This is a genomic window from Pseudomonas sp. Pseusp97 (assembly GCF_047304025.1).
Classification (GTDB): Bacteria; Pseudomonadota; Gammaproteobacteria; order Pseudomonadales; family Pseudomonadaceae; genus Pseudomonas.
Map to the genome: position 1 here is coordinate 1 of NZ_JBGLYK010000167.1, position 13,158 is coordinate 13,158.

Annotated in this window: 7 protein-coding genes; 1 reads left to right on the forward strand and 6 read right to left on the reverse strand. The window is 65.6% G+C overall.

What is annotated here, in order from left to right; genetic code table 11:
* From ACCC94_RS21965 to ACCC94_RS21980, 4 genes are all read right to left on the reverse strand, one after another.
* The coding region (locus ACCC94_RS21965) for an ABC transporter ATP-binding protein (RefSeq protein ID WP_413351664.1) at positions 1 to 621 on the reverse strand (621 nt) is incomplete at its 3' end.
* Positions 621 to 1,442 (reverse strand): ABC transporter permease, encoded by an 822-nt coding sequence (locus ACCC94_RS21970; protein WP_413351666.1) that lies wholly within the window; start codon positions 1,440 to 1,442, stop codon positions 621 to 623. The genes ACCC94_RS21965 and ACCC94_RS21970, both read right to left, overlap by 1 nt.
* Before the next feature lie 3 nt (positions 1,443 to 1,445).
* Positions 1,446 to 2,459, reverse strand: a complete 1,014-nt coding sequence (locus ACCC94_RS21975) for an aliphatic sulfonate ABC transporter substrate-binding protein (RefSeq protein WP_413351668.1) — start codon at positions 2,457 to 2,459, stop codon at positions 1,446 to 1,448.
* A 190-nt stretch (positions 2,460 to 2,649) separates the two neighbouring features.
* Positions 2,650 to 3,288, reverse strand: a complete 639-nt coding sequence (locus ACCC94_RS21980; protein WP_184589427.1) for a peroxiredoxin — start codon at positions 3,286 to 3,288, stop codon at positions 2,650 to 2,652.
* Between the two features lie 294 nt (positions 3,289 to 3,582).
* On the opposite strand from ACCC94_RS21980, the gene ACCC94_RS21985 reads away from it, so the two are divergent.
* On the forward strand, positions 3,583 to 3,789 hold the full coding sequence (locus ACCC94_RS21985) for a DUF6316 family protein (RefSeq protein ID WP_088416640.1): 207 nt from the start codon (positions 3,583 to 3,585) through the stop codon (positions 3,787 to 3,789).
* 637 nt (positions 3,790 to 4,426) lie between these two features.
* On the opposite strand, the gene ACCC94_RS21990 is transcribed toward ACCC94_RS21985, so the two are convergent.
* Positions 4,427 to 5,611 carry a thiolase family protein gene (locus ACCC94_RS21990; protein ID WP_413351670.1) on the reverse strand — a complete coding sequence of 395 codons (1,185 nt, stop codon included), beginning with the start codon at positions 5,609 to 5,611 and terminating at the stop codon, positions 4,427 to 4,429.
* Between the two features lie 179 nt (positions 5,612 to 5,790).
* Positions 5,791 to 13,146, reverse strand: coding sequence for a DUF5801 repeats-in-toxin domain-containing protein (locus tag ACCC94_RS21995; protein ID WP_413351672.1), 7,356 nt, complete (start codon positions 13,144 to 13,146; stop codon positions 5,791 to 5,793).
* Positions 13,147 to 13,158 lie beyond the last annotated feature (12 nt).

A 13,158-nucleotide genomic window follows, 5' to 3' on the forward strand; every position in this document is an offset into this window, starting at 1 on the left:
CAGCAGCAGGACGCGGTCGCTGAGGTAGAAAGCTTCGTCGAGATCGTGAGTCACCAGCAGGATGCTGATGTCGTACTCCAGCGCCAGTTGCTGGATCAGGTCCTGCAGGCGGATGCGGGTGAAGGCGTCCACCGCGCTGAAGGGTTCGTCCAGCAGCAGCACCTGCGGCCGGCCGTAGAGGCCACGGGCGATGGCCGCGCGCTGGGCCATGCCGCCGGAAAGCTGTTTGGGCAGCAGGCCGCCCTTGCCTTCCAGGCCCACGTCGCGCAGCAAGTGCTCGATGCGATGGTCGTCGGCCAGCCAGCCGTCGGCAAAGCCGACGTTCTGCGCCACGGTCAGCCAGGGCAGCAGGCGCGGTTCCTGGAACACCACGCCGACGCCACCGCCGCCACGGCCGGTATCGCCGTCCGGTCCGAAGCCCAGCAGCGGGTTGCGTTCCAGGGAGCCGGCGAACTCGTCGTCCAGCCCGGCGGCGATGCGCAGCAGGGTACTTTTTCCACAACCGCTGGGGCCGAGCAGGCTGACCACCTCGCCCGGCGCCAGGCTCAGGCTGACATCGTCCAGAACCCGTACGCCGGAGAAGCTCTTGCGGATATCACGCAGTTCCAGCAGGGCGCTCATCACTGTTCACCATTGCCAAGGAAGGTATCGCGCCAGGCCAGCGCGCGCTGCTCCAGCGCCTTGAGCAGGCTGTCGCTGAGCTTGCCGAGTACCGCCAGCACCAGGATGGCGGCGATGACGATGTCCGGCCGCGAGGTTTCCCGGCCGCCGCTGAGCAGGTAGCCCAGGCCGCGGGTGGCGGCGATCAGTTCGGCAGCGACGAGGAACATCCAGCTCAGGCTCAGCGCACCGCGCAGGCCGGTGAACAGGCTCGGCAGCGCCGCCGGCAGGAGGATGCGCCGCACCAGGGCGAAGGGCGACAGGTGATACAGCCGGCCCAGCTCCACCCACTTGCGGTCGACGTTGCGCACGCCGGCCACCAGCGAGAGGTAGACGGGGAAGAAGGCGCCAAGGGCGATCAGCACGATCTTCGGGGTTTCGTCGATGCCCAGCCACAGCAGCAGCAGCGGCACCCAGGCCAGGCTGGGGATGGCCCGCAGCGCCTGGAAAGTGGGCTCCAGGTAAGCCTCGGCGCGCTGGCTGAGGCCCACCCAGGTGCCGATCAGGACGGCCGCAGCGGCGCCGATGAAGAAGCCCGCCGCGACCCGCGCCAGGCTGGCGGCGACATGCTTCCAGAGCTCGCCCTGGGCCAGTTGCCAGAGCGTCAGCGCAACGCTGCTGGGCGCCGGCATCTGGTGCTCGGCGAGCCAGCCGACGCGCACCGACAGCTCCAGCAGCGCACACAGCAGCAGCGGCACCAGCCAGGCGCGCCAGCTCAGCCGCGGCCAGCGCAGTTTCAGTGCGCGACGCTGGCGGGCCAGGGGCAGGCTCTGGGATGGCATGGATTACTGTCCTGCCTTGGCGACGGCGGGCTTGCCGATCACCTCACCGGCCAGTTGCGGCGCGATCAGCTGATCGACCACGGCGGTGACATCGGTGCCCGGACGCACCAGTTGCTCGTCCAGCAGGATCGGTGCGGCGGCTTTCAGTGCAGCGACCTGTTCGGCGCCCGGCAGCGGCTTGCTGAAGTCGGTGCGCGAGAGTTGCAGCTTGGCCACTTCCAGCGGCAGCTTGGCTTCCTCGGCGAGCAGTTTGGCAGTCTCCTCCGGGTGCGCCACGGCCCACTGGCGCGCCTCTTCATAGGCGGCGATGACCTGCTTGATCAGCTGCGGCTGCTCCTTCTCGAACTTCTCGGTGACGCTCAGCACGCCGTAGCTGTTGAAGTCGACGTTGCGGTACAGCAGCCGCGAGCCGGCCTGCAGTTCGCTGGCGGCCATGTGCGGATCGAGGCCGGCCCACGCATCCACCCTGCCCTGCTCCAGCGCAGCGCGGCCATCCGGGTGCTGCAGGTGGACGATCTCCACGTCGTTCTTGTCCAGCCCGGCCTTCTGCAGGCTGCGCAGGAGGAACAGGTAGGGATCGGTGCCCTTGGTGGCGGCGATCTTCTTGCCCTTGAGGTCGGCGACGGATTTCAGCGGCGAATCCTTCGGCACCACCAGCGCGGTCCACTCCGGCCGACTGGCGATGTACACGGTCTTCAGCGGGCTGCCGTTGGCTCGGCTGAGCACGGCGGCGAGGCCGGCGGTGGAGGCGAAGTCGGTGCTGCCGGCGTTGAGGTATTCCAGCGAGCGGTTGCTGCCCTGGCTGAACACCCAGCGCACTTCCGTTCCCTGCGCCTTGAGGGCCTTCTCCAGATAGCCGAAGTGCTTGAGCACCAGGCTGGTAGGGGCGTAGTAGGCGTAGTCCAGGCGCACCTCTTTCGGTGCGTCGGAAGCCTGGGCGGGGGTGTTGTAGGCGCCGATTGGTAGGCTCGCGAGAAGAGCGACGGCCAGGCTGCGGCGCCAGGTGAAATGACCCATGGTCTTCTCCTTGGCGAGGGCTTGCGTCTTCTTCCCGTTTGGCGGGCAAGTCAGAGGTGGTTATGAGCAGAGCTGAATAAAAAAGCGCGGCGTGGTCCGCGCATGAAGGATAAAAAAGGGGCCGGCGAACCGGCCCTATTTCCGCTCGAGGTTTGCCTGGGCAGTGACTCCCCGGATGGGGAGCGGAGAGTCACTTGTTGGGTTGCGGCGTCAGGCGCAGGTAGGGCTTGATCGCACGGTAGCCCTTGGGGAAGCGCTGCTTGATCTCTTCCTCGTCCTTGAGCGAGGGCACGATCACCACATCGTCGCCGTCCTGCCAGTTGCCGGGCGTTGCGACCTTGTGGTTGTCGGTGAGCTGCAGCGAGTCGATGACGCGCAGGATCTCGTTGAAGTTGCGCCCGGTGCTCGCCGGGTAGGTGATGGTCAGGCGCACCTTCTTGTTCGGGTCGATGACGAACAGCGAACGCACGGTGAGGGTGTCGTTGGCGTTCGGGTGGATCAGGTCATACAACTCGGACACCTTGCGGTCGGCGTCGGCGATGATCGGGAAGTTGACCACGGTGTTCTGGGTCTCGTTGATGTCGTCGATCCACTTCACGTGGGAGTCCACCGGGTCGACGGACAGGGCGATGACCTTGACGCCCTTGGCGGCGAACTGGTCCTTGAGCTTGGCTGTCAGGCCCAGCTCGGTGGTGCATACCGGGGTGAAGTCGGCCGGGTGAGAGAACAGAACGCCCCAGCTGTTGCCCAGCCATTCATGGAAACGGATGCGGCCTTCGCTGGATTCCTGTTCGAAGTCGGGGGCGATGTCGCCAAGTCGCAAGCTCATGGGTCTCTCCTTGTTCGTGTTGGTAGCCACTATGCACAAGGTCTTTACGCATTAAAAAGAATATATTTCGATTTTCTTATAACCGAATTACTCATCTTCTCGCCGACCCTGCCCGACGGCGCCCGCCGCCGGACACTGAGCATAGCCAAGGGATTCCAGGGCCTGGACTGCCGAGTGTTTCACCGCTGAAACGATTGCCCGCCGTTCGTCGCCAAGCCTCTGCAGCCCAGGCAGGACGGGGCTTTGCGGCATACACTCGATTTAATTAATCCTTTGGGCTCGGGAGGTGGGTTCATGTTGGGACAACGGGTCAACGACAGCCAGGCGGCCACCCATTACCGCAGCGACCGCATCAGCGCGGTCAATGGCCAGTACTTCTTTTCCACCCGCGAAGGGACGCTCGAAGGTCCCTACTTCACCCGCTTCGATGCAGAGCGCGAGGTGGCGCAATACATCGACCGCATGCGGCAGGCGGCGGCGTTGTTTGCGCGGATGCAGTAGCGGCGAGCTGGAAACCTGAGATCAGCCCCCCGGCCCGGTGTCGGGGTTTTGTTTTTCTGCCGGCCGGTAACTGCAGAAGCGCGCCGTTGGTTCGCGAGCAAGCTCGCTCCTACGAGAAGCAGGTGCGCAGTAACCTGTAGGAGCGAGCTTGCTCGCGAACCCTGCGCCGAGACCACGCCCGCATCAGCAATGAAAAGCTTCGGCGTCACCGTCGAGGTTTTTTCTGCCGACCGATAGCCGCAGGAGCGTGCCGTTGGTTCGCGAGCAAGCTCGCTCCTACGAGAAGCAAGTGCGCAGGAACCCTGTAGGAGCGAGCTTGCTCGCGAACCCTGCGCCGAGACCGCGCCCGCATCAGCAATGAAAAACTTCGGCGTCACCGTCGAGGTTTTTTCTGCCGACCGATAGCCGCAGGAGCGGGCCGTTGGTTCGCGAGCAAGCTCGCTCCTCCGAGAAGCACGTGCGCAGGAACCCTGTAGGAGCGAGCTTGCTCACGAACCCAGCGCGGAGACCGCGCCCGCATCAGCAATAAAAAAACCCCGGCGTCACCGCCGGGGGGTTCTCTTGGCGCCGAGCCGCTTGCGTGGAGCGGTCTGCGCCATTCGGGCAAAGGCTGGTGCCCTCGCCCGCCGTGCTCGGTTCAGCGCACCGCTTCGAACAGGCCGGTGGCGCCCATGCCGCCGCCTACGCACATGGTGACGATGCCGTAGCGCAGGTTGCGGCGCTGCAGCTCGCGCACCAGGTGACCGACCTGGCGCGAGCCGGTCATGCCGAAGGGATGGCCGATGGAGATCGAACCGCCGTTGACGTTGTACTTCTCGTTGTCGATGCCCAGGCGATCGCGGGCATACAGGCACTGCGAGGCGAAGGCTTCGTTGAGTTCCCAGAGGTCGATGTCGGCGACCTGCAGGCCCTTGGCCTTGAGCAGCTTGGGCACCGAGAACACCGGGCCGATGCCCATCTCGTCCGGCTCGCAGCCGGCAACGGTGAAGCCGCGGAAGAAGGCCTTGGGTTTCAGGCCCAGCTCCAGCGCCTTGTCCAGGCTCATCACCAGGGTCATGGAGGCGCCGTCGGAAAGCTGCGAGGCGTTGCCGGCGGTGACGGAACCATCCTCGGCGAACACCGGCTTGAGCGAGTTCAGGCCCTCCAGGGTGGTTTCCGGGCGGTTGCAGTCGTCGCGGTCGACCACGCCATCGAGCACTTTCTTCTCGCCGGTGGCCTTGTCTTCCACCAGGTACTTCACGCTCATCGGCACGATTTCATCGTCGAACAGGCCTTCGGCCTGGGCGCGGGCGGTGCGCTGCTGGCTCTGCAGGGAGTACAGGTCCTGCTGCTCGCGGGTGACGTTGTAACGGCGGGCGACGATCTCGGCGGTCTGGCCCATGGGGTAGTAGATGCCGGGGAATTCGTCCTTCAGGCGCGGGTTCACGAAGTTGTCGAGGTTCTGCTTGCCCATGGTCAGGGTGATGGACTCGACGCCGCCGGCCACCAGGATGTCGCTGCAGCCCGAAGCCACCTGGTTGGCGGCGATGGCGATGGCCTGCAGGCCCGAGGAGCAGTAGCGGTTCAGGGTCATGCCGGCGACATGGATGCCCAGGCGCGACAGCACCGCCGCGTTACGGCCGATGTTATGACCCTGGGCGCCTTCGTTGGAACCGGCGCCGACCACGCAGTCGTCCACCAGCAGCGGATCGAGGTTGTTGCGCGCCAGCAGCGCGTCGATGCAATGGGCGACCATGTCGTCCGGACGGGTCATGTTGAATTTGCCACGGAAGGACTTGGCCAGGCCGGTACGGACGCTGTCGACGATCACCACTTCGCGCATGGGAAACCTCGTTGCTTGTTGTTCGTTGGGGAGGATGGTGTGGCACCGAGCATAGGCGCCAGTGAGGACGCAGGGCGATGATCATTCACCAGCCGTATGACCGTGCCCCCACCCTCGTTGGGCGGGTACCAACGAAACCGCCGCCCGGAGGCGGCGGTTTCGACTGGCTTCACACGGCGTCAGACGGTGTCGGTCTTGATCGCGTGATCCCCCAGCAGGCCGTTGAGCACGGTCTGGGTATCGCCCGCCGAGAGCACACCATTGCCGGCATGGCCCGCGTACTTGGCGGCGAGATCGACGTTGGCCAGGTCGACGGTCTGGGTGACGGCGCCACCGCTGGTGGGGCTGACGCCGATGGTGGTGGTGCCGGCGGCGACCGAGAAGGTCAGGTAATGCGCCAGCGACGAGGCCGTGGCGGTTTCCCCCTGCAGCAGGTCGGCGAAGTTCAGCACGTCGTGCTCGGCGATGTTGAAGTCCTTGATCACGTCGTGGCCGGTATCGCCCGACTTCCAGATGAACTCGTCCGCGCCGGTGCCGCCGTACATGATGTCGTCGCCGGGCCCGCCGATCAGCTTGTCGTTGCCGCCCTGGCCGAACATCAGGTCATTGCCGGCGCCGCCTTCGAGGATGTCGTCGCCACCGCGCATGTCACCGGCGACGTTGAGCTGATCCGCGTGCTGGATGATGTAGTTGCTGATCGTCGCCGCCGTCGGCGCGGTGCCGTTGGTGGCGGTCAGGTAGTCCACCAGTCCCTGGAAGCCCTGGCCGTTGTGCGTGCCGGCAGCGTGCCCGGCCCAGGCCAGCTGGTCGGTGTTGATGACATCGCCGAACAGGATGTCGTTGCCCGAGCCGCCGACCAGGTGGTCGTTGCCCACGGTCACCGGTGTGCTGGTGCTGAAGCCTTCCTGCAGCGCCGCCTGCAACTGCTCGGCGGTGTTGATGATCTGCGGCTGGCCGACCGTGTTGGACAGGTTCGTGCCGTCGACATTGGTCACCGCGGTGCCGGTGGTGTTGGTGTTGTCGAAGTAGCGCAGGTAGTCGCTGTTGATGCCGTTGCCGATACCGATGGCATTGACCGCCACCGAGTTGTCGCCGACGAGGGTGCCGGCATGGTGCAGCATGTCGTTGCCCGAGGTGATCGCGACGTTCATGTCGTTGTAGCTGGTGCTGTTGCCGCTGCCGGAGTTGCCGTTGTAGACGGTCGGGTTGCCGTCGGTGAGGAAGAACGCCAGGTTGACGTAGCCGTGGGCCGCATCGGCGTGGTTGGTTCCCACCTGGGTGTTGAACCAGGCCGAAGCCTTCTGCATGGCATCGTCGTAGTTGGTCGCCCCGTTGGCAGTGAGCGCGTTGATCGCGGAGATCAGCAAGGCCACGTTGGCTGCCGTCAGGCCGTTGTAGGTGACGGTCTTGGCACTGTCGCCGAAGGACACCAGGCTGACGTTGATGATCCCGTCATGCCCTTTGATGGTGTTCACCAGGTTGACCAGCGCGTTCTTCGCCAGGGTCATGCGCGACACGCCGCTGCCAGAAGGGTCGGCCATGCTGCCGGAGGTATCGACGATCAGCGAGATGTTGTAGTTCTTGCCCGGCTGGGTATAGACCGACACACCGCCCGGATCACCGATCAGCACGTCACTGCCACCGCCGCCGCTGATGGTGCCGGCCTTGTCCGCATCCTGCGGGTTGGGCAGGGTGTGCTGGGTGCTGGAGCCGTCGATGTCGCTGCTGTTGCTGCCGACCACCAGCAAGGGCTGCGGGGCGCTCAGGTCCACGCACAGGTTCAGCCCGGTGCTGTCGCCGTCGCCGTCGGTAATACCGACGTGGAAGTTGAGGTCGATATCGTCAGGCAGGACCGACTGCCCGGCAGAGACCGTCACCAGACGGTAGTCACCGCTGTTGCTGCTCAGCACCACGGAGTTGAAGCCGCCTTCGGACAGCTGGAAGGCCGAGCCGCTGGTGAAGTGGCCGTCGGTCAGCAGGTTGAAGGAGATCGAGCTGCTCTCGCCGTAGCCGGCCGGCGGCGAGAAGGTGCCGGTGGCCAGAACCACCCCACCATCACCGAGCACCTTCCAGCTCAGCACATCGCTGGTGGAGAGTTTCTGCACGTCGAAGCTGACGTCGTAGATCTTCTCGCTGAAGGCGATGTTGAGGTTCTCGCCGGGGGTGATGAGGTTGTTGCCGCCCACACCCATGCCGTTGTTGGAGGGGTTCACGTTGCCGTCGGGGCTGCTGAAGACCACCGTCAGGCCGTCGAACGTCAGGGAGGCCGACGGACGCGGACCGCCAGCGGCGAGCTGGGCAAGGTCGTATTCCACCGTCGAGATCGGCCGCGAATTGAGCACCTCGAAGCTGTAGGTGCCGTCGGCGTTGACCTTGAGCGTGAAGAAAGCCTCGTTGTTGCCATCATAGGCGGTGAGTTGCGAGCCTCCGCCGGCCAGCTGGGTGACCACGTAGGTCAGGCCATCCGGCGCAGTGTTGCCACTGAGGTCGAAGGCACCCAGGCCGTCGCCGCCGAAGCTCACGTCGAGGGTGCCGCCCAGCACGAAGCCGGGGACCTCGGAGACGTCCTGGCATGGCGGTTCGCTGTGCACCACCGGCAGGTCGTCCTGCACGTTGATCACCAGCGAGCCACTGCCCAGGCTGACCGGGTCGCCGTCGCCATCGGTGGCCTTGATCACGCCGCCGAGGTTGAGCGACAGCTGCTCGGCATCACTGCCATTGTGCAGCGGATGGTCGAGCGGGCCGACGAGCTTGAACTCGTAGTTGCCCGCCGCATCCAGCGACAGGGTGAAGACGGTCTTGGCGCCGGCCGTGGCGGTCAGCAGGTTGCCGACCACGCTGTAGGCCAGCGCGACGCCGCCGGAGGTCAGGTGCTGAGAGGTCAGGGACGAGTAGTTTCCGGTCAGCGAGAAGGCACCCGGGCCGTCCGCGCCGAAGTTCACCAGGCTGGTGAGCGAGCCCGTGGCCGTGGTGGTGTCGCTGGCGCCATCGGGGTTGCCGCCGGGCAGCGCATCCTCCATCACCTGGCCGGTCACGTTGCCGCCGGCGATGAGCGCGGGGCCGTCGTCCTTGAACACCAGCTTGTCGCCCAGGTCGATGCTGGCGGACCTGTGGTCGCCATCGCCATCGGTGATGGTCGCCACCAGCGAAACCTTGTTGCCCAGCAGGCTGACCGGATCGTCGGGGTTGGTGCTGTCGGAGTGCTTGAGCGCCAGTTTCTGGTCGAGCTTCAGGTCGCCCGTGGCGCTATCGAGCGTCAGGCTGAACGCTACCGCGCCGCCCGTATTGCCCACGCGCCCCTCCACCTGGGTATCGCTGACCTTGACCAGCACGATGCTCTGCCCGCTGGTGGTCTGCAGCCCGCTCGGGGTGCCATCGGCCGCGGAAGTCAGGCTGTAGCTGACGCTGCCGCCGTCGGCGCCGCCATTGGAGGTGAAGGCGCCGCTGAAGTTGGCGGTGGCGTCGGTGGTCAGCACGGTTTCATCCACCGTCAGTGTCGGCGCCAGGCCGGCGTTGGCGCTGATGCTCGGGCCGTCGTCGTGGAACACCAGCTTGCTGCCCAGGTCGATGGAAGCGCTGTCGCTGTCGCCGTCCTTGTCGGTGATGGTGGCGGTCAGGCTGATCTTGCCCGCAGCGATGCTCAGGGCTTCATCGTCGCTGTTGCTGTCGGGGTGGATGAAGGCCACCCGCTGATCGAGGGTCAGCGCGCCGCCATCGGGGCGTACCACGAAAGCGATGGCACCGCTGCCTTCGACCTTGCCGACCACGCCATTGCCGTCATTGAACAGCAGGATGCGCGCGCCACCGGCACTTTCGCGCAGGCCGCTGTCGGTGCCATCGACGGTGGTCACCTTGTAGGTGATCGATCCGGCACCGTCGGCGCCGAAGCTGGGAGTGAACAGCTCGGCCACCAGCAGCGCTTCCACCCGGGCGTCGCTGGCGAGGTTGGTTTCATCCACGACCAGGCGGATGTCGGCGTCAGTGCACGGCTCGATGTGCGGGCCGTCGTCGAGGAAGGTCAGCTTGCTTCCCAGGTCCACGCTGGCCGACTCATGGTCGCCGTCGCCATCGGTAATGGTGGCGGTAAGAGCGATCTTGTCGGTGCCGATGCTCAGCGGATCGTTGGCATCGGTGGTCACCGGGTGCACCAGCGCACGTTGCTGGTCGAGGGTGATCGCGCCATTGCCATGGTTGACGGTCACGCTGAAGGCCACCAGGTTGGTGCCCTCCACGCGGCCTTCCACGCCGTCGGCGGTGTTGTAGAGGAAGATCCTGCCGCCGGTCGCGGTGTCCTTCAGTCCGCTGTCGGTGCCATCGGTGGTGGTGATCCTGTAGGTGATGTCACCGGCGCCGTCATTGCCGAAATGGCTGGTGAACAGCGCAGCGACGTCGCCGGCGGGAGCCTGGGCGTCAGTGCCCAGGTTGGTCTCGTCCACCGTCAGCCGGATGTCGGCAGTGGTGGATGGCTCGATATGCGGACCATCGTCGTAGAACACCATTTTGCTGCCCAGGTCGACATGGGCCGAAGCCTTGTCGCCGTCGCCATCGGTGATGGTCGCGGTGAGGGTGATCTTGCCGCTGTCCAGGCGCAGCGGGTCATCCGGATTGCTGGTGTCCGGATGCTTGAGCGCCAGGCGCTGGTCGAGCATCAGCGCGCCGTTGTCCTCGCTGACCACGAAGGCGACCTCGCCACTGCCCGCCACGCGGCCCTCCACGGTGCCATTGACGTTGTACAGCAGGATGGAGTCGCCCTGAGTGGTCTTCAGGCCGCTGTCGGTGCCATCCACGGTGCTCACCTTGTAGGTGACGCCGCCCGCGCCATCGGCGCCGAAGTGTGTCTCGAACAGCAGCGATACCAGGCTGGACTCGACGCGGGCATCGTTGGCGAGGTTGGACTCGTCCACCTCCAGGCTGATGTCGTAGATGCTCGACGGGGCAATGCTCGGGCCATCGTCGAGGAAGGTCAGGCTGCTGCCCAGGTCGATCTGGGCGCTGGCGCTGTCGCCATCCTTGTCGGTGATGGTGGCGGTCAGGGTGACCTGGCCGCTCAGGCTCAGGGCGTCGTCGGGGTTGCTGGCGTCCGGATGCGCCAGGGCGCGCAGCTGCTCCAGGGTGACCTTGCCGTCGCCATCCACATACACGCGGAAGGCCACGGTATCGGTGCCCTGCAGGCGGCCCTCGATGCCGTTGGCGGTGTTGTAGAGGTAGACCTTCTGGCCGGTCTCGGTGTCCTTGAGCCCGCTGTCGGTGTTGTCGGCCCCGGCCAGCTTGTAGGTGATCTCACCCGCGCCGTCCGCACCGAAGTGCGTGGTGAACAGGTCGGCCACCGAGGCGCTGCTGGTAGCCGGCGTGCCCAGCTGGGTCTCGTCCACGGTCAGCTTGATGTCGACATCGCTGCACGGCGCGATGCTCGGGCCGTCGTCGAGGAAGGTCAGTTTGCCGCTCAGATCGATGTGCGCCTGGGCGCTGTCACCGTCCTTGTCGGTGATGGTGGCCGTGAGGGTGATGCTGTTCGGGTCGAGGCTGACGCCTTCGTTATGGTCGCCGGGGTTCGGGTGCACGATGGCGCGCACCTGGTCGAGGGTGATCTTGCCGTCCTGTCCCAGCGTCACGCGGAAGGCGACTTCGCCATTCACGCCGCCCACCCGCCCTTCCACACCGGTGGCGGTGTTGAACAGGAAGATCTGGCTGTTGGTGGCGGTGTCTTTCAGGCCGCTGTCGGTATTGTCCTGGGTCTCGACCTTGTAGGTGATCGCGCCTGCGCCATCGTTGCCGAAATGCGCGGTGAACAGGTCGGAGACCGTGACAGAGCTGGTAGCGTCGACGTCCAGGTGGGTTTCATCCACGGTCAGCCGGATGTCGGCGTCCTTGCACGGCTCGATGCTCGGGCCGTCGTCGAGGAAGGTCAGCTTGCTGCCCAGGTCGATGTGCGCCGAGGAGCTGTCGCCGTCCTTGTCGGTGATGGTGGCAGTCAGGGTAAGGGTATTCGGGTCGAGGCTGACGCCTTCGTCATGGTCGCCGGGATTCGGATGGACGACAGCGCGCACCTGGTCGAGGGTGATCTTGCCGTCCTGCCCCAGCGTCACGCGGAAGGCGACTTCGCCATTCACGCCGCCGACGCGGCCTTCCACACCGGTGGCGGTGTTGAACAGGAAGATCTGGCTGTTGGTGGCGGTGTCTTTCAGGCCGCTGTCGGTGTTGTCCTGGGTCTCGACCTTATAGCTGATCTGCCCCGGACCGTCGGCGCCGAAGTGCGCGGTGAACAGGTCGGACACGCTGGCCGTGCTGGTGGCATCCAGGTCCAGGCTGGTTTCGTCCACGGTCAGCTGGAGATCGTGCCCGGTACTGGGCGCGATGCTCGGGCCATCGTCGAGGAAGCTCAGCTTGCCACCCAGGTCGATCGAAGTGGTGGCGCTGTCGCCGTCCTTGTCGGTGATGGTGGCGCTGAGGGCGATCTTGCCGGCCAGGTTCAGCGAGTCATCGGGATCGCTGGTGTCGGAATGCACCAGTGCTCGCAGTTGCTCCAGGGTGACCTTGCCGTCCGGGCCGATGGTCACACGGAAGGCGGTTTCGCCGCTGGTCTCCAGGCGCCCTTCCACGCCATTGGCGGTGTTGAAGAGGAACACCCGCTGGCCGCTGGCGGTATCGGTCAGGCCGCTGTCGGAGTTGTTGGCGGCTTCGAGCTTGTAGGTGATCGAACCCTGGCCGTCTGCACCGAACTGACCGTTGAACAGGTCGGCCACCGAGCCGGTACTGGTCGCGGGCTGGCCGAGGGTGGTTTCATCGACGCTCAGGTGCAGATCGCCGCCTTCGATGGGCGCGATGCGCGGGCCATCATCGAGGAAGGTCAGCTTGCTGCCCAGGTCGAGGCCGGCGCTCTGATGGTCGCCGTCGGCGTCGGTCACGGTGGCCGTCAGGCTGATCTTGCCGGCGCCGAGGCTCAGCGGATCGTTGGAATCGGTGTTATCCGGGTGCACCAGCGCCCGGACCTGGTCGAGGGTGATCTTGCCGTCCTGCCCGAGGGTCACGCGGAAGGCCACTTCACCGTTCACGCCGCCCACGCGGCCTTCGACACCGTTGGCGGTGTTGAACAGGAAGATCTGGCTGCCCGTGACAGTGTCTTTCAGGCCACTGTCGGTGTTGTCCTGGGTTTCGATCTTGTAAGTGATAGATCCTTGGCCGTCCGCCCCGAACTGGGCGTTGAACAGATCAGCCACCGAACCGCTGCTGGTGGCGTCGGTGCCCAATGCGGACTCATCCACCGTCAGGTGCAGACCTTCGGTGTTGCCCACGGAAATGCTCGGCCCATCGTCGAGGAAGGTCAGCTTGCTGCCCAGGTCGAGGCCGGCGCTCTGATGGTCGCCGTCGGCGTCGGTCACAGTCGCCGTCAGGCTGATCTTGCCGGCGCCGAGGCTCAGCGGATCGTTGGAATCGGTGTTGTCCGGGTGCACCAGCGCCCGGACCTGATCCAGGGTGATCTTGCCGTCCTGCCCGAGGGTCACGCGGAAGGCCACTTCACCGTTCACGCCGCCCACGCGGCCTTCGAC